At 46.2% G+C, this 17,850-nt stretch carries 20 protein-coding genes and 1 other annotated feature; of the genes, 1 reads left to right on the top strand and 19 read right to left on the bottom strand.

Going from position 1 to position 17,850, the window contains the following annotated elements; all coding sequences use genetic code 11:
- Positions 1-42 precede the first annotated feature (42 nt).
- From ACTHPG_RS16620 to lspA, 7 genes are all read right to left on the bottom strand, one after another.
- The gene (locus tag ACTHPG_RS16620) at positions 43-363 is read right to left on the bottom strand and encodes an EamA family transporter (RefSeq protein ID WP_440390649.1); all 321 of its coding nucleotides are present in this window, start codon (positions 361-363) and stop codon (positions 43-45) included.
- Positions 350-640: an EamA family transporter gene (locus tag ACTHPG_RS16615; RefSeq protein WP_440390829.1), complete on the bottom strand. Its 291-nt coding sequence runs from the start codon at positions 638-640 to the stop codon at positions 350-352. Before ACTHPG_RS16615 ends, ACTHPG_RS16620 begins: the two co-directional genes overlap by 14 nt.
- A gap of 26 nt (positions 641-666) precedes the next feature.
- Positions 667-1,299, bottom strand: a complete 633-nt coding sequence (locus tag ACTHPG_RS16610) for an HAD-IB family hydrolase (protein WP_440390648.1) — start codon at positions 1,297-1,299, stop codon at positions 667-669.
- An 18-nt stretch (positions 1,300-1,317) separates the two neighbouring features.
- Positions 1,318-2,208 (bottom strand): decaprenyl-phosphate phosphoribosyltransferase, encoded by an 891-nt coding sequence (locus ACTHPG_RS16605; RefSeq protein WP_440390828.1) that lies wholly within the window; start codon positions 2,206-2,208, stop codon positions 1,318-1,320.
- Positions 2,209-2,408: 200 nt separating this feature from the next.
- The gene (locus ACTHPG_RS16600; RefSeq protein WP_036674844.1) at positions 2,409-3,662 is read right to left on the bottom strand and encodes an LL-diaminopimelate aminotransferase; all 1,254 of its coding nucleotides are present in this window, start codon (positions 3,660-3,662) and stop codon (positions 2,409-2,411) included.
- A 111-nt stretch (positions 3,663-3,773) separates the two neighbouring features.
- Positions 3,774-4,736, bottom strand: a complete 963-nt coding sequence (locus ACTHPG_RS16595; RefSeq protein WP_440390647.1) for an RluA family pseudouridine synthase — start codon at positions 4,734-4,736, stop codon at positions 3,774-3,776.
- Positions 4,729-5,223, bottom strand: coding sequence for a signal peptidase II (gene lspA / locus ACTHPG_RS16590; RefSeq protein WP_091028497.1), 495 nt, complete (start codon positions 5,221-5,223; stop codon positions 4,729-4,731). Before lspA ends, ACTHPG_RS16595 begins: the two co-directional genes overlap by 8 nt.
- 220 nt (positions 5,224-5,443) lie before the next feature.
- On the opposite strand from lspA, the gene ACTHPG_RS16585 reads away from it, so the two are divergent.
- Entirely contained in the window at positions 5,444-6,181 is a 738-nt protein-coding gene (locus ACTHPG_RS16585) for a TraR/DksA C4-type zinc finger protein (RefSeq protein ID WP_440390646.1), read from the top strand.
- Between the two features lie 31 nt (positions 6,182-6,212).
- Here the strand turns inward: ACTHPG_RS16585 and ACTHPG_RS16580 are convergent, their stop codons facing one another.
- The 12 genes from ACTHPG_RS16580 to spoIIGA all read right to left on the bottom strand — a co-directional run bounded on the left by ACTHPG_RS16580 (position 6,213) and on the right by spoIIGA (position 17,663).
- Positions 6,213-6,572, bottom strand: a complete 360-nt coding sequence (locus ACTHPG_RS16580; protein WP_440390645.1) for a DUF5665 domain-containing protein — start codon at positions 6,570-6,572, stop codon at positions 6,213-6,215.
- Between the two features lie 165 nt (positions 6,573-6,737).
- Entirely contained in the window at positions 6,738-9,836 is a 3,099-nt protein-coding gene (gene ileS, locus ACTHPG_RS16575) for an isoleucine--tRNA ligase (protein WP_440390644.1), read from the bottom strand.
- A 347-nt stretch (positions 9,837-10,183) separates the two neighbouring features.
- Positions 10,184-10,475, bottom strand: a binding site (T-box leader).
- Between the two features lie 57 nt (positions 10,476-10,532).
- Positions 10,533-11,042 carry a DivIVA domain-containing protein gene (locus ACTHPG_RS16570; protein ID WP_062835445.1) on the bottom strand — a complete coding sequence of 170 codons (510 nt, stop codon included), beginning with the start codon at positions 11,040-11,042 and terminating at the stop codon, positions 10,533-10,535.
- 147 nt (positions 11,043-11,189) lie between these two features.
- Complete coding sequence (locus tag ACTHPG_RS16565; protein ID WP_440390643.1) at positions 11,190-11,972, bottom strand: RNA-binding protein; 783 nt, start codon at positions 11,970-11,972, stop codon at positions 11,190-11,192.
- A gap of 122 nt (positions 11,973-12,094) precedes the next feature.
- Entirely contained in the window at positions 12,095-12,364 is a 270-nt protein-coding gene (locus ACTHPG_RS16560; protein ID WP_301290087.1) for a YggT family protein, read from the bottom strand.
- 7 nt (positions 12,365-12,371) lie between these two features.
- Positions 12,372-12,839: a cell division protein SepF gene (locus tag ACTHPG_RS16555; protein ID WP_440390642.1), complete on the bottom strand. Its 468-nt coding sequence runs from the start codon at positions 12,837-12,839 to the stop codon at positions 12,372-12,374.
- On the bottom strand, positions 12,830-13,531 hold the full coding sequence (locus tag ACTHPG_RS16550; RefSeq protein ID WP_440390641.1) for a YggS family pyridoxal phosphate-dependent enzyme: 702 nt from the start codon (positions 13,529-13,531) through the stop codon (positions 12,830-12,832). The genes ACTHPG_RS16555 and ACTHPG_RS16550 overlap by 10 nt, the downstream gene beginning before the upstream one ends.
- Before the next feature lie 6 nt (positions 13,532-13,537).
- On the bottom strand, positions 13,538-14,437 hold the full coding sequence (gene pgeF, locus ACTHPG_RS16545; protein ID WP_440390640.1) for a peptidoglycan editing factor PgeF: 900 nt from the start codon (positions 14,435-14,437) through the stop codon (positions 13,538-13,540).
- Positions 14,438-14,488: 51 nt separating this feature from the next.
- Entirely contained in the window at positions 14,489-14,881 is a 393-nt protein-coding gene (locus ACTHPG_RS16540) for a YlmC/YmxH family sporulation protein (RefSeq protein WP_440390639.1), read from the bottom strand.
- Positions 14,882-15,054: 173 nt separating this feature from the next.
- Positions 15,055-15,837, bottom strand: a complete 783-nt coding sequence (sigG, locus tag ACTHPG_RS16535; protein WP_017687309.1) for an RNA polymerase sporulation sigma factor SigG — start codon at positions 15,835-15,837, stop codon at positions 15,055-15,057.
- 111 nt (positions 15,838-15,948) lie between these two features.
- The gene (sigE, locus tag ACTHPG_RS16530; RefSeq protein ID WP_017687308.1) at positions 15,949-16,671 is read right to left on the bottom strand and encodes an RNA polymerase sporulation sigma factor SigE; all 723 of its coding nucleotides are present in this window, start codon (positions 16,669-16,671) and stop codon (positions 15,949-15,951) included.
- Between the two features lie 11 nt (positions 16,672-16,682).
- Positions 16,683-17,663, bottom strand: a complete 981-nt coding sequence (gene spoIIGA, locus ACTHPG_RS16525; RefSeq protein ID WP_440390638.1) for a sigma-E processing peptidase SpoIIGA — start codon at positions 17,661-17,663, stop codon at positions 16,683-16,685.
- Positions 17,664-17,850: the final 187 nt, after the last annotated feature.

The raw sequence follows: 17,850 nt of genomic DNA, 5'->3' as shown, positions 1-17,850 counted from the left end.
TTCTGTCATCGTAGTGCTCGTGTGAATAATGGATAGTTCAAACTAAAACACCAACAAACAAAGGCCACCCATGATACATGCCACACCAATCCAGCGTAAAGGGCCCACATTCTCTTTAAATACCAGCATCGCAATGACCTGGGTCCAGACATACGTTAGTGCGTTCGCGGGCAGTACTATGGTTAATGGAAGAAATTTCAACAATATAATATTCAGTAACGCACCCGTTCCGTAGAATCCAAGTCCCATGAGAACATGCAGACGCTTGCGACTAGATGCATAAGCTTTCAGTCCGGCCCCGCCAAGTGCACCACACAACGTCATGACAATTAAAACAGCAACCATCCAGTTATCGATCAACACTGGTTAATGTCACCCCGATTCCAAGCAACACAACTGCTGCCAGCTTTTGCACCGTAATTTCTTCCCCAAGCAAAAAAAATCCATAGATTAAGGCGAATACGTAGCTGGCACACATCAGAGGGTAAGCAACCGAGAGTTTTTCCAGAGCAAAAGCTTTAATCATCAAAATGGCTCCAAGTCCATAACACAGAAAACCAACACCCAGGTAGACCCACTCGGTTAGTCCCCATTTCCAGAACAATTGTCCCGTGGCTGTCAGAAAAGCGGAAACGAGCATCAACCATTTACCAGCATGACGCGATGTTATTTCCCCCACGTTAATGCCTCCATATCCGGAACACGCTTGTTAATAAAGTATCGTTGACTCACAAGCTGCATGACCGGAAGGTCGGATAAGGAGTCCGAGTAGGAACATGACTGGTCATAGTCAATGACCATATCCTTCTCCCTCAGATAAGCCTGAATTCGGCGTACCTTCTCTTCCCCTTTGCAATTGCTGCCATCAATCCTGCATGTGTAACCATTCGCATGACGGACCAGTTCAGTTCCAATGACATGATCCACCCAGGGAAAGTTTTTAAAGTATTTCATATAGGCATGCGGGGATGCAGTTACCAGCAAGACATGATATCCTGCTTCTTTGCGATGCTGCATCTCTACACTGGCCTCGGCAAAAATGGACGTACGCAATCGGGTATCAAAGAAATGTTCGAGATCTTTTTCAGACATACGCTCAATTGCATGAAAATAGGATCGTTTGACTTGTTCAACAGTCATCAAGCCTGCTTTGAATAAAACAGTATGTAATGCAATGACAGGTAGTCTCCATACCTGCCACGGGTAACGGCGAACACCGTAGTGCACAAATTGAAACATGGAATCACTGCGTATAATCGTTTTATCAATATCAAAAATTGCGACTTTCTTGCTTTTCACCCTGATCCCCCTCAGCCTTTATTCAAAGATAGTAAAAATGGTAACAACACTTATGACATACAAAATTACCGTAATTAATATGGGCTTGTCCTCAAACAGAACACGATCGGGCGAGCCTCCCTGGTTCTTCATATGGATCAGATACAGATAACGGAACATGCCGTAGATAACCAGTGGAATGGTCCACATCAGGTGAATCGTCCGATCTGAAGTGAATGTGAACAGGGAATAACTGATAATCGTAGCTGTCGTCACAATCGTATTGAATTGATCCAGCAACGTAATGGAGTAGTTATCCAACACCTTACGGTGTGATCCCGTATTCCCCTCAAGCAACGTAAGTTCATTTCTGCGTTTGCCAATAGCCAAGAACAACGACAACAGCATGGTGCAGATCAAAAACCATGGTGTGAATGGTACATGGATCAGCACACCACCTGCAATGGCACGAAGTACAAAGCCGGCTGCAATGGTCATCATATCCAGGATAACGAGATGTTTCAGCACAAATGAATATGATACATTCAACAGGAAATAGACGATACATAATACCCCAAATAGAGGATTCATCATGAATGCCGTTCCTAAGGAAAGCATTAACAGAATAATGCCAAACAACAAAGCATGCGTCGGATTCACCTGCCCAGAAGCCATGGGACGATACTTTTTCACCGGATGCTGTCGATCCCTGTCCCGGTCTACAAAGTCATTTAAAATATAAACGCAGCCTGCAACGAGGCTAAACAGAATAAAACCAAGCAAAGTCGCAAGAATGGTTTCAGTCCGAATTTCCTCAAAAGAGAAAAGCAACGCAGCAAATAACAGCAGATTTTTAGTCCACTGTTTGGGTCTTAACAATCTGAATAATCCTGATACTGTACTGCCTGTCCCAGTAGCCGGTGAGGACACCGTACTCGTTCGTGATGATAACAATTGTAATAACTCCCTTCAAAAACAACTTCTGTATATAACAAATAACGTAAAGATCTAATCATATGTTGCTTGTATAATTTTGTAAAGGGAGTAAATCAAAAAAATCTAATATAAACATAAAAAAAGAGACCGTTACCGGTCTCTTTTTTTATGTTTAATCTGCAGGATACGATAAATTAAAATTCGAATTGTACGTCGCTCAGACGACGTTTGATCTCAGCAATAACGCGTTTCTCTTCCTCTTCACCCTTCGCTTCAAAGGTTACGGAGAAACGAACAAAGTTACCTGCATCATCCCAAGGTACGGATGAGATCAATTTCTCACGGATCAGGAATTGGGAGAAATCTTCGCCGGATTCGAAGCGACGTCCGCCAACCACACCTTTTGGTGCTTCAACATAGAGGAAGAATGAACCTTTAGGTTTTTCAGCCTGGAAGCCCAGTTCGTTCAATGCAGCAACGAGCATATCGTGACGACGGGAATATTTCTCTGCAATTTTCTCCGTAATTTCAGGGTGATTCAATCCGTAAGCAGCAGCCTTTTGAATCGCGATGAACTGACCGGAGTCATTGTTGTCCTTCACGTCACTGAATGCTTTGACTACAAGCGGGTTACCTGCTACGAATCCGATTCTCCAACCCGTCATGTTGTAGGACTTGGACAGAGAGTGCAGCTCTACGCCGACATCCTTCGCTCCAGGTACCGACAGGAAGCTGAACGGTTTTTTGCCATCATACGTCAATGCTGCATATGGAGCATCATGTACAACAACAACATTATATTTCTTAGCCCACTCCACGACTTCAGTGAAGAACTCCACCGTCGCGCTTGCGCCTGTTGGGTTGTTCGGGTAGTTCAGATAGAGCAATTTCGCACGTTTTGCGATGTCTTCCGGAATAGCCGTCAGATCAGGCAGGAAGTTGTTCTCTTTCGTCAATTGAATGTTGAACACTTCTCCACCCAGATACTTCGTATGTGTACCCATAACCGGGTAACCCGGAACGGTCATGATCGTCACATCACCCGGATTGATGAAGCAAGAAGGCATCATTGCCAAAGCCGGTTTGGAACCAATGGAGTGCACAATTTCAGTATCTGCATCGATACCTTCTACGTTAAATACGTTTTTCAGGTAGGAAGCAGCAGCAGCTTTGAATTCAGGGATACCATTGTCGGCATAACCACGGTTCTCAGGTCTGGAAGCTTCCTCTGCAAGTGCAGCTACAATGCCTGCATCAGCCATTTCATCCGGTTCACCTACACCGAGGTCAATCAGTTCCACATCGGGAAAATCTTTTTTGGCCGAAGCTTTGGCACGTTTGATTTTCTCGAATTTATAAATGTTCGTGTCTTTACCATAGTTGGAGCCACCGATACGGTCGGCAAAATTAGTCTGAATATAAGTTTCTTGGTATTTATCGATACTCATAACGTTGTTCATCTCCTCATTGTGACGCAAATTTCTACACTTTAATATGAAGCATTTGCGTGATCAAAGCCATGGACAAAGTATCCGAACATTTGTACTTTCTTGGAACGATTAACGACTGCGCAGCGAGGCAAGAACGTCTTCCATATCCTGAGGAAGCGGAGCTGAAAATTCAAGGTATTCTCCCGTTGATGGATGCACAAATCCAAGAATGGCAGCATGAAGAGCCTGTCCTTGCATTTTGATGCCTTTGTTCCTTCCATAAGTTGGATCACCCACAAGCGGGTGCCCAATAAATTTCATGTGAACCCGAATCTGGTGAGTACGTCCTGTTTCCAGTTTCAATTCCAGCAAGGTGTAATCATTAATCCGCTCAGTAACGGTAAAATGTGTAACGGCATGTTTACTGTTACGTTCCGTGACTGTATACATTTTGCGGTCATTGGTATCTCGTCCAATTGGTGCATCAATGGTCCCTTGATCATGGTTAAGATGACCATGAACAAGAGCAATATACCGTCTGTTCACCGTATGGTCCTTCAACTGAGCAGCCAGTGATGCGTGAGCGCGATCGTTCTTGGCGGCCATGATCAGGCCGGATGTATCCTTATCGATACGATGTACAATACCAGGTCGCAACTCGCCATTAATACCCGATAGGTCTTTGCAATGATACATAAGTGCATTAACAAGGGTACCCGACGTATGTCCAGGTGCTGGATGCACCACAAGACCACGCTGTTTGTTAATCACGATCAGGTCGCTGTCTTCATACACCACTTCCAGTGGGATATCTTCTGCAACGATCTCCACAGAAGTTGGTTCTGGAATCTGTAACTCGACCAGATCCCCTTCGGATAACTTCGCATTGGCTTTGACTACTGCACCATTTACCGTAACCATTCCGTCTCCGATCCATAATTGAACTTGGGAGCGAGATACGTTATCCACGGCTTCTGTAATATATTTGTCAATTCGTTCTTTTTTATGTTCAGCGGCAACAGTCCATTCCATTCGTTCATTGCCATTCATTAGTTCTTCGTCGTTAATCTGTTCCTTATTCGGATTACTCATGATGTTCATTCCCTTCAATCTTCGCGGCTGCTTTTTCGCGCCGTCCTTCCAGCAACGTCTCCACAATGATCAACGCTACACCGATACAGATTGCCGAATCGGCAATGTTAAAAATGGGAAACGTATAACTTCCAAAATTAAGTTGTACAAAATCTACAACTTCTCCGGTCAATGCCCGGTCAAGGAAGTTGCCAATTGCTCCACCAAGCACCAAACTTAGCGCCACAGGCAGCAATTTGTGCGGGGTATCTTTTACTTTTTGCAAATACCATATCAAGGCAACGACCACAATCAACGTAACCACGATAAAGAACCAACGCTGGTCTTGCAGAATGCCAAAAGCTGCTCCTGAGTTACGATGTGATGTGATAACAAAGAAATTGCCGATAACCGGAATTTCTTCTCTGAGTTCCATCCGGGTTGCAATCAGATACTTGGTTCCCTGATCCAATAAAAATACGATAAAAGCGAGGATATAATACACCACGTTTGTTTGTCACTCCGTTCTTGTCTTTTCCAAACGATACCAGGCTTACGCCAGACTTGTTTATTGTAGCACAGCTGTTTGGAAATCGTCCACGACGCGCTACATCCCAATGCTTATGGCAAAAACGATAACATTTCCCTTCTGTAATCTTGCCCTTAATGGCACATCCTACAATAGAGTCAAAATCCGGATTCCAGCATGAAGCAGAAAGGGGAAAATTATGTCACATTATACTACCAAACAACTGCAATTTTTACGTTCCCAACTGATGTCCGATAAGCGTGATATTGAACATAGACTGTCGGAAAACGAGCATTATGGTCTCGGTGACTCCCTTAAACTCCAGACAGGTGAATTATCACCAATTGATAATCACCCTGGCGACATAGCCACGGAAGTGTATGAACGCGAGAAAGATATTTCACTGCTGGAACATGATGAATTCCAATTGGAGCGAATCGATTCTGCACTGCACTCCATCGAAGAAGGACATTATGGGACATGTGCAGTCTGCCAGCAGCCCATCCCTTATGAACGCATGGAAGCTGTTCCCTACACGAAATACTGCAAAAAACATCAACCGGAAACCGTTGTCTCCGAAAACCGCCCTATAGAAGAAGAATTTCTTGCACCGGCATTCGGCCGAACCAGTCTGGATGAGCGTGATGATCAAAATGGCTTCGATGGTGAAGACACCTGGCAGATTGTTGAAAGCTGGGGCACATCGAACTCACCAGCCATGGCTGAGGGACGAGATATCGACAGCTATGATGTTATGGCTATTGAAGCCACCGATGAAGTGGAAGGTTGCGTTGAAGCGTACGAAAGCTTTGTTGCAACGGACATCTATGGTCATGACGTCTCCATCGTGCGTAATCGGCAATATCGCCAGTATCTGGAGAACCGTGAGGGCGAGGGTCTGTTAGAACCGGATATGGAGACGGATGACATGTACTAAATGCACTTTGATATCTTTCACCTTTAATCGCTTAGTAGGTGTTCATATCCAGCTGACGCTGGACAATGCGCACAATATCAGCGATGTAATCTCCAACAATGGGAAGATTGAGCGCCCCAAGGAGCTGCAAAACATAGATGATCGTTGCTGCAAAAAAGGTAAATCCAATCGCAATCCCCACACCTCTTGCGGCTCCTGACATTAAGTTAAGTCCGATCAATTTCCATGGCCTGTTCAGCAATTCTGTGTATTGCGCTATTCTTGAACGTTCCAGTTCATTCGCCAGACGGTTCGTCAGGGTATGCAGCTCTTCAATTTTGTCATGGGAATTTAGATTATCTGATTTTGATTGTTGTGAAGTGGATGCGGTTTTCTTGTCATGTTCGCTCATGTTTTGGTCAGTTCCTTTGATCAATATAGATTGGCTGCACTATAGAATCATTGCCTTTTTGCCTAAAAAACAAACGAGCCCAGATACAGGGAATATGTCCCTTTATCTGCGGCCCGTTGGTTTATTCTCTATATTCTATCCCTGTTGAATGGGTGATGCTCCGAATTACGCTTCGATGTAAATACCGATCGATTTGCCTCCGGCTTCAACACGTTCCATGGACTCATTCGAGCCAAATGTCACTTCGGTTACGAGAACATTTTCACGCAATACATCATCAAACGCCTGAATAGCTTCCTGAAGGGATGCATCCACATCCAGCGTCAAACGTACTCTTTTCTCAATCGGCAAGTCCAGTCGTTTCCGGGTATCCTGCACAGCACGAACCACTTCACGGACCCAGCCTTCCTGTTCCAATGCTGGGGTGATTTCGGTATTGAGTGCAACCGTCAGACCGTAACCTGATGCTGAAGCAAAACCTGATTTGGCCTGTTTATCAACCAATAATTCTTCGCTCGTCACTTGCAGCTCTTCGCCTTCCGGTGAAACGATGTTCAGCACACCCTCCGAAACGACTTTGCGCGTCTCATCGGCCGACATTCCCTTGAAGAAGTTTTGCAAGAATCCTACGTTTTTACCGTATTTCTTACCTGCAACTTTCAGGTTCAGCTTCAATGTAAAGTCAACGAATTCCGCATCATTATGCTCCGTACGAATTCCTTTTACATTGATCTCTTCCTTGATGATCTCTTCATAACTTGCCAGGTCAAAGCCTTTATCCAGGGAAACGATCAATTCGGACAGCGGCTGACGTGTCTTGATGCCTGTTTCGTTACGAACGTTACGGGCAAGTTCAACCACGCGGCGAGCCGTCTCCATATCCTGTTCCAGTCCTGCATCAATTAGCGCTTCATTAGCTACCGGATAGTCTTCCATGTGCACACTCTCACCTGTTGCAAGGTTCAGATAGATGTCTTCTGCCAGCATCGGTGTGAACGGAGCAACCAACTTCGCAGTAGTCACCAGTACTTCAGTCAATGTACGGTAAGCGTCCAGTTTATCGTCTGTCAGGCCACTTCCCCAGAAACGGTCACGGGAACGACGGATATACCAGTTACTCAACTCATCAACAAATGCTTCAATCGCTTTGGAAGAGTTCAGATAGTCGTTAACCAGCAACGCTTTTTCTACAACCAGGATCAGGCTGTTCAGTCTCGACAGAATCCAGCGATCCAGCTTGTGTGCGGACAGTTGGAACGGGTGCTCCTGTGGATCAAATCCATCAATGGTAGCATAAAGCGTCAGGAATGCATGGGTGTTAACCAGCGTATCAACCATTTTGGATTTGGCTTCGCCTACGATACCTTTGGAGAAACGTTTGCTGTTCCAAGGTGCACTGTCAGACAACAAAGCCCAGCGGAATGCATCTGTACCGTATTCTTCAATCACTTCCCAAGGATCGATCACGTTACCTTTGGATTTGGACATCTTCTGTCCGTTCTCATCAAGAACGTGTCCTGTAGCCATAACCGCTTTGTAAGGCGCTTTGCCTGTCAAAAGGGTGGAAACCGCCAGCAAGCTGTAGAACCAGCCACGTGTCTGGTCAATTCCCTCACAGATCATATCAGCAGGATACTGCTGTTCGAAGACTTCTTTATTTTCAAATGGATAGTGCTGCTGGGCAAACGGCATGGAGCCGCTGTCGAACCAGACATCGATCACTTCCGGTGTACGTTTCATTTCATATTTGCCACAGGAGCTCATGACTTTAACGTCATCCACATACGGTTTATGCAATTCAAGATTCTCAGGCACATCACCTACCGCACGGGCACGCAATTCTGCAATGCTATGTGGAGCAAATTGTTCGCCAGTCTCTTCGCACACCCAGATGTTCAGCGGAGTTCCCCAGTAACGGTCACGGCTGATGTTCCAATCCACCAGATCCTCAAGGAATTTCCCGAAACGACCTTCACGAACATGACCCGGGTACCAATCCACTTCACTATTGTTGGCAATCAATTGGTCCTTGATGGCTGTCGTCTGGATAAACCAACTGTCCATTGCATAGTACAGAAGCGGTGTATCACAACGCCAGCAGAATGGGTAACTGTGCTCATATTTTTCTTTGCTGAACAAACGTCCATTTTCGGACAGATATCGCACGATATCAATATCACAATCCTTCACGAAACGTCCTGCAAAGTCAGTAACCTCAGCAACAAATTTACCTTCCAGATCCACCATGTTCACAAAGCTGATCCCATTCTCACGGCATACACGGTAGTCATCCTCACCGTGAGCAGGAGCCATGTGTACGATACCCGTACCACTTGCATCCGTTACAAAGCCTGCGCCCAGTATGATATTGGCTTTCTCAGCCTGTACGTAGTTGAACGGAGGACCATACGTTTTGCCAACCAAATCGGCACCTTTCAGTGCACCGATGATCTCATACTCACCCTTGGTATCTTTCATCACTTTCTCTACCAGATTCGTTGCCATGATGTACACTTCATCGCCTTGACGAACACGGGAGTAGTCCATATCCGGATTCACGGCAAGTGCAACGTGTGAAGGCAGCGTCCAAGGCGTCGTTGTCCAGGCAAGTACGAATTCTCCGCTGTCATTCAGCTTGAATTTCGCTGTAGCGCTCAGGTCTTTGACGTCTTTGTACCCTTGTGCAACCTCATGGGAACTGAGTGTTGTCTGGCAAGATGGACAATACGGACTCACACGATGCCCCCGATACAACAAGCCTTTCTCATGAATGGTCGCCAGAATGTTCCATACACTCTCGATGTAGTTGTTATCAAGAGTGATGTACGGGTTATCCATATCCGTCCAATATCCGATGCCTTCCGTCAGGTCACGCCATTGTTGCTCGTACTCGAATACACTTGCTTTACATTCGTTAATGAATTTCTCCACGCCGTAATCTTCGATTTCCCACTTGTGGGAGATGCCCAGCTTCTTCTGTACACCCAGTTCTACAGGCAGACCATGTGTATCCCAACCTGCTTTACGAACCACACGGTAACCCTTCATTGTGTTATACCGTCCAACGAAATCCTTGATTACACGCCCCAGTACGTGACCGATATGCGGTTTGCCGTTCGCAGTTGGTGGCCCTTCATAAAACACAAAGTTTGGCTTGCCCTCCCGATTTTCGATGGATCTTTTGAATGTATTCTCCGTTTTCCATTTATCCAACACACGTAATTCTCTGGCGCGTGCTTTCTCTTTGACGTCAACTCGTTGCATGATGATCCTCTTCCTTTCAACTGTGTTAAATTGTGGACCGTCCACAAAAAGCGTTTCAATCCCCCTAAATCCCCCTTGCCAAGGGGGACCCCATAGGCGCTCCGCCCTCTGGACACCCGGGATGGGTTGTCGTTGGGGGGAACAGTTGCGCCGCTTCTGGGCGGAGGGTTATGTGCGTGGTGGCGGCCAATTTGCGACCGTTCCCTGCGTGAACGCCGCATGGCCTTACCGCGAGGCGGGTGCTGCCGGGTGCTTCGCTCTCCCGGCGGGCGACTCTCTCCCTGAGGTCCCTTCGGGCCTCATGGGCGTTTGCCCTTTTTTTGAAAACAAAAAAAGCCCCATCCCTGGAAAGGGACGAGACTGTACTCGCGTTACCACCCTAATTCTGTTCATCACAAACCACATCCAGGCAAGCTGGGTATGCTCTGTCATCAACAGCGCTTATGCCCCGCTAAACTACCGCAGGGTGCCGTTATAACGTACGGCTTACGGTTCGGCTTACACACGGCAATCACAATCACCGCTTCAGCGTCACTTCTCCGGGGAGATATTCGGCTATAACTCATCCATTGGTTTGCACCAACCACCAACTCTCTGAGGGATGAGATCATAACGTACTGAACCCGTCATGGAATCACTATTCATTATGAATATAGTTATAGCCTCTTTGCAGACAAAAGTCAACCAGGCGAAAGATTAATAAATTTCTTTCATCTCCCGCTCACGGTCACGCACTTCCTGCTCCCGGCTCTCCAGCACTTCCCAACCATCCTGAGTCAACAGTTCAAGCTGTGCTTCAACAAGCGTGCGGAAACGAGCACGATAGATGGATGCCTGCTTTTTCAATTCTTCCACTTCCAAAGCAATCTTACGTGATTTGCCCAACGATTCGTTCACGATCCGGTCTGCATTTTTCTCTGCTTCCTTCACGATCAACTGCGCTTCTTTCTTCGCATTATTCTTCACATCATCAGCAGCTTCCTGCGCAATGATGATCGTTTTGCTGAGCGTTTCTTCAATCGTAGCAAAATGATCCAGCTTTTCCTGAACGGACAGCAACTGATTGCTCAGCTCTTTGTTCTCGCGAATGACGCCTTCGTAATCTTTGATGACTTGATCCAGGAATTCATTGACTTCATCCTCGTCATACCCGCGCAAACGTCGGGAAAATTCCTTGTTGTGTATGTCCAGCGGCGTTAATGGCATGCTGTCCACCTCCTGTAAAATTTCCTTCCCATCCAGAGAAGGTTTGCAGCATAAAGCTTTGACTTAATGTATATCGGATACACCGCGTATTTTCTACACCTTTATGATAAACATTTCGACAAGAAAGCGGATTTTCCTGCAACTGACTCAGGCAAATTTCCCGATTTTCACTCGGCAGCGCCCTTTTTTGGTCATTCCATCCTGTTCAAGAACCTTGAAACGGCCAAATCCCTGAATGGATACAACATCACCTGATTTTAGCGACTTGGAGGGATCTCCCTCAACCTTCCAGTTCACACGGCAGCGCCCAGCTTTGATCGGCACCAGCACTTTACTGCGACTAAGCCGATATACATCTGCACAGATTCCATCCAAACGAAGCGAAGCAACCGTAATATCCATCGTCTCCAGTTTGTTCTCTGACCATCGCATCTGATCCAAAGGAAGTAACTCCGTGAACACATGTAACCGATGCACCTGATTCAGTTGAAGCGATAAAAAAGCGCCGGTTTCCGCCGCCACCACAGTATGGCAACCGTCCTCCAGCACTTGGATATCCCCGATCTTTCCACGTTTCATCCCAAGCCCGAGCAGGGAACCCATGTAGTCCCCATGCTCCAGCTCCGAAATTCTCTGATCATCAGACGTGATACTGAGCACCTGCATTCCCATATCCTCATCATCCAGATACATATAATCAGGTGCAACCAGCGCACGCTTGCGCTCAGCAGCCTCGTAACCACCGTCCAGGCGTATCTGAACGTCATTACGCCGATTGGCGAGCGTTTGTAAAATAAAGACCTGTCTTGGGTCAAGAAAGTCAGTTAGCTTCATGTCATGATACTTGCCTGCACGCTCAACCCAGTCCGATGCCTTATCTACAAAATCTCGCTCATCATGGCTGAAATGCTCGTAAATTTCACCACTCATTTATGTCACCCTACCCTAATAGTCCGTGTTCAAAAAGATCGGTTTTCAGTACCGAGAAGATGGGATGCTGACGATGCCACTTGGCATCCTTCGTTATCAAAAGCGGACTTTTTGAACAACCTCTAATATACAAAATACCGAAGTATGGAGATCAGTCCATTAAGCGCGAGTTGCAGAACGATCAGCGCCACAATCGGGGAAATATCCAGCACACCGAACAAAGGTGGGATAAATCGACGGAATGGTCTTAGATATGGCTCCACGAACTTACCTAGCCATTCACCAATGAAACTTTCTCGGGCATTGGGAAGCCAAGACATCAATATGTAGACAATGACCATGTAGAAGTAAATCTGGTATAACGTGTACAACACGCTTTCAATCTGATACAAAAGTGGCTCACCTCATTCTGTTATAATCTTGCTCGCTGTCAGCCAGTATTTCCGTAATTGATCCCTGAATTTCAACTGTATCTGGCGTGCAGAGAAAAATGTTTCCGCCGATTTTGGAAATACCGCCACCCAATGCATATACTGTGCCACTCAAAAAATCAATAACGCGCAGCGCTTGATCCTGGCGAATTCGTTGCAAGTTCACTACAACGGTACGATGCGAACGCAGATGGTCGGCAATTTCCTGAGCCTCGTCATAAGAACGTGGTTCATACAGGACAACTTTAACATTTTTCTGGGAATGAATGCTCACCACATTATTCCCCCTTTGGTTTCTACGTTTATCGAGACTTGAGGTTTCAGCTTCCTGCTGTTCAGTTTCATTTTCCTCCTGCGCAGCCATCCGCTCACGTTCCACAATCTCTTCCTCTTCCTGAAGTCCGAGGAAATTCATAAATTTATTCATTACGCCCATCGTGAACCCTCCTCTTTTCCTACGAGAATCGATCCCAGCCGTACCCAGGTTGCCCCTTCTTCAATGGCGACTTCAAAATCATTGGACATCCCCATCGACAGCTCCGTTAACGGTTCTGCTGTAAGGGCTTGTCCATTCAATTGATCTCTCAGCTCACGCAATCCGCGAAATACGGGACGCGTCAGCTCGGGATCATCCTCATGAGGTGCCATGGTCATTAAGCCAACGACCTTGAGATTGTTGAACGAACGAATATCACGCAAAAAAGAACTTGCCTGTTCAGGCTGTAAGCCATACTTGCTCTCTTCACCCGAAATATTCACCTGCAAAAACGTTTCCACTTGAATGCCAAGTGAAGCTGCTTTCTTATCCAACTCCTTCGCCAATGACAAACGATCCAGTGAATGTATGTAACGAAACTTGCCGATCACGTCTTTCACCTTGTTCGTCTGCAAATGACCAATAAAATGCCAGGTACCCTGTTGACCAAAAGCTTCCCATTTGGCCTGTGCATCCTGCCACCGATTTTCTCCAATATGCTCAAGACCATGATTCAGCACGGCTCCCGTTGTTTCAAGTGAGACATATTTCGTGACCGCAATCACATTCACATCATCACGATGACGGTTACTTCGCCGACATGCATCCTCAATCTTCTGATTTACCTGTTGTATACGCTCCTCCAATGACACAGAGGGTCACCTCTCTTCCAGCCCAATCCAGCTCGCCATCCGACCTGTAACGCCATTTTCCTTCCGATAGGAGAAAAATAGTTCAGGATGACAACTTGTACACCATGTTGTACATTCGATATGATCCGGCAATATTCCTGCTTTCATCATAATGTGTCGATTACATTCTTTCAAGTTTAACATCGTTTTACCGTTATTCACGGATCGATATGCTTGTTTAGAAGCAGAATTCTTGTATTCATCATTACCCGGGGAATCGTCAAACCAAACCCGTACATGCTGCATGACCGCCTCATCCACTTCATAACAGCAATCCCCAATTGACGGACCAATTGCAGCTCGAATGTCCTGCCTGCGGCTGCCGTACTCCCGTTCCATCGTCTCCACCATGGATACAGCGATACCCGCGACTGTACCTTTCCAACCAGCATGAGCAAGACCAACCGCCTGTTGCACAGGGTCATAGAAATACAGCGGGACACAGTCTGCATAGAAAGAAGTCAACAGCACTCCCGGCACATTCGTTACCAATCCATCCGTATCCTGCAACGCCGACTGACGATTAAGTAATCCTTTGCTCCGATCTTCGGCGGTAATTACAGCTACATGTTTGCCGTGCACCTGCTCTCCACAGGTCCAGGCTTCCGCTGCAAAGCCAATTTTCTCGGTCACAAGCCTGCGATTGTTAAGCACAACTTCAGGATCATCTCCCACATGATAGGCACAATTGAGCGTGGCATAGGGAACTTTCCCGACTCCACCATGCCTCGTCGTAAACCCGGCTGACAACTGTTCAAATTGCTGTGTCCAGGGCCTGACATATAATAATAACGGATCAGGACCAAAATCTGAATTTGGGTTCTTTGTCCGTTCAAGTAATTCCTTATCCAATACAAAGGGTTCCATTATCTCACCTCACCACTTCCAGTGTACCAAATGAGCCACATTCTGTCTCCTTTATATCGTTCGACGCTGATTACGCTCCGAACGATCAATGCGCTCCACACGTTCTGTACGGTTATGCTGCTGTTCATCATACAGACGTGCTTCCCGATCACGCTCGTCATACGTGTTTTCTTTCACTTCATCCATCTTCACCAGTATGACATCTGAACCAATCTTCACAATATTCCTCCATGGAATGACCAGATCCGTCCCCCCTCCAAAGAGGCCCATAAAACGACTGTACCCTGGCACAACAATCGCTTCAATCCGGCCCTGTTTCAGATCAAGCTCCAAGTCGCTGATCTGCCCCAGACGCTTACCATCCGTGATATTAATGACATCCTTAGTCTGAAAGTCCGAAATTTTCATCCCACGTCCCGCAACTTCGCTCGTATTCACCTTCATTCATTCCCGCCCCCTGTTATTCCTCTTATGCCGGTTCCCACGCTTCTATACAATATATGTTACGGGGGCGAAAAATGTCCTGTTTTTCATCGAATCTGTAAACCGCCATACACAAAAAGACGATCAACGGTATACAATGCCCCGATTGATCGTCCTCCTGTCCCTGCTTCGAATTACGACTTTACATGTTTTTGCATCTGCTGTATCGCCGATTTCTCCAGACGTGATACCTGAGCCTGGGAAATACCAATTTCATCAGCCACTTCCATCTGGGTTTTCCCTTCGAAAAACCGCATCGACAGAATCATTTTCTCTCGCTGACCAAGACGATGCATCGCTTCACGGAGCGCAATCTCTTCGATCCATGATACATCCTTGTTCCTGTCATCACTGATCTGATCCATAACATAGATCGGATCTCCACCATCATGATAAATCGGTTCAAAGAGCGAGACCGGGTCCTGAATAGCGTCCAATGCAAAAACAACATCTTCCTTCGGCACATTCAGTACTTCCGCAATTTCGAATATCGTCGGTTCCCGGGAATTTTTATTCGTCAGGCTGTCACGGACCTGAAGCGCTTTGTAAGCAATATCCCTCAAGGAGCGAGATACCCGAATCGGGTTATTATCACGCAGGTATCGACGGATTTCACCGATAATCATCGGCACCGCGTAGGTTGAAAATTTGACATTCTGGGATAAATCAAAATTATCAATGGCTTTCATCAGGCCGATGCAACCAACCTGGAACAGATCATCGACAAACTCCCCCCGATTGTTAAAACGCTGAATGACACTGAGTACCAGACGCAGGTTGCCATTCACTAATTTCTCTCTTGCTGAGCGATCATGGTGTTGCTGAAGGGAATGAAACAATTCCCGCATTTCAGTGTTGGTGAGGACAGGCAATTTTGCGGTGTCCACGCCACAAATCTCGACTTTGTTTCGGGTCATCGTGATTTACCTCCCAAGGAGAAACATTAATGTACATTATCTCCGGGGCAGGCTTTTTTATTCGCACTTGGCATCCTTGCCAGTAATACCCATTCTGAGTAATCATGTATTTCAGACCATTTTATTAAACTCCTTGCGAAGTCTTTTAATGATTCTTTTTTCGAGACGAGAGATGTAGGATTGGGAGATTCCAAGTAGATCCGCTACATCTTTTTGTGTCTTTTCTTCCCCATCCGTCAAGCCAAAACGAAGCTCCATAATCATTCGCTCGCGCTCCGTTAATTTTTCCAATGCCTTGTGCAAAAGTTTTCGGTCTACCTGCTCTTCAATATTCCGATAGATTGTATCGTTTTCTGTACCCAATACGTCCGATAATAATAGTTCATTCCCATCCCAATCAATGTTCAACGGTTCATCAAAAGAAACTTCCGTTCGGATCTTACTATTGCGTCTCAGGTACATCAAAATTTCATTTTCGATACAACGTGATGCATAGGTGGCCAGTTTGATTTTCTTTTCCGGGTCGAATGTATTAACTGCCTTAATCAGCCCGATCGCTCCGATGGAGACCAAATCCTCGATATTGATGCCTGTGTTCTCAAATTTTCGTGCAATGTACACCACAAGACGCAGATTGCGCTCAATAAGCATCGCACGAATGGCCGAGTCTCCCGAAGATAATTTTTGCAGTAAAAACTCTTCTTCTTCCCTTGTCAAAGGCGGCGGAAGTGCCTCACTGCCCCCAATGTAATAGATTTCTTCACTTTTGAGTCCCAACAAAAATAACAGACGGTAATATTGCAGCTGCGCCACCAGTTTCCATTTCACAAGCATGTACGTTCCTCCTATACCACATTCAGCGGCTTTTCTGTTGCTCCCGCAGAGAGAGCCGTAGACTGCGCAGAAGCAGCGTCTTGCACAAGTTCAGGATGAATCACGGCCTGGTATTTCCCATCCGACGACAACACACCTCCATCCAGCCCAATGAGTACCCTTGTCGTCTCATAACATGTTTCCTCCATCGTGACCTTCACCCGGTCCGGCTTCATTGCCAGCATAAACGCAGTCCCTTTGTTAATGCCCCGATAAGGCACCAGCCGCAGTCGATCCTGCCACTGAAAGCTTTCCTGATCAAGCTCCAGAATAAGGTTGTCCGGCGCCTCGTCCTTGAGTCTACCCTTCCATGAAGCAGGTAACATGTCTTGCCATAACGAAGCCTCCATCACCATGACCGGCATGCGCGATAAGGGATCTGTAAGTTGATTGCCCGTATCCAGAAGGCCTGTACAAGAAATGACTACCTCATCGATGCAGACCTCAACTTTACCCAAATAAGTCGTCATGCGATCCGTTTTCCGTTTTGAGCTCTGCACAGCTTTGAATAAAAACAGGACACCAAAAAATACGATAAACGTGAACCAGAAGGCAATCTTCAGATCAAATGACATCCCGCCAGAAGCCGTGAACCAAATGCCGTTAAACAACTCACCGGAGCTCTGAAGCATGTAATGCACACCCAGAATACCTCCGGCAGCGACAAAATTAATCACATAGAAGGTGCCGAGCGTCCTCGCAAAAGCCTGCAGGCCTTTAAAACCAAAAGCAATCATAAGCATGACCAGCGAGAAACCGAACTTGATCAAAAAGGTAAACATAAAATCAAACTCCGGTACAAACATCATGACCACGTATAATGCACCCACAATAGCTGATAGCAACCATCTCCACCAAACCAGCTTTGTTTTGCGCATCCAGGCGGTTAGTCCAATAAGTGCACCGTCAATACACAGGTTTGTCAAAAAAATTAGATCCACATACACAACCAAACTCTTCACCTGCCTGCGCGCAACATATCGAATTAACGGTATACCGGTATTCCGATATTCTTGAGCATATTCACAAGTATACGGAGCCCTCTGTTCAAAGTCTGTCTAATCATGGGGGTGTGGTTCCAACTTTTTTTGTCGGAATAGCGTAGGCTCGTTGTTCAGAATTTGTTCATTACTGTATGTT

Source organism: Paenibacillus sp. SAF-068, assembly GCF_051967555.1.
GTDB lineage: Bacteria > Bacillota > Bacilli > Paenibacillales > Paenibacillaceae > Paenibacillus.
This window is presented reverse-complemented; position numbering and strand designations above follow the sequence as displayed.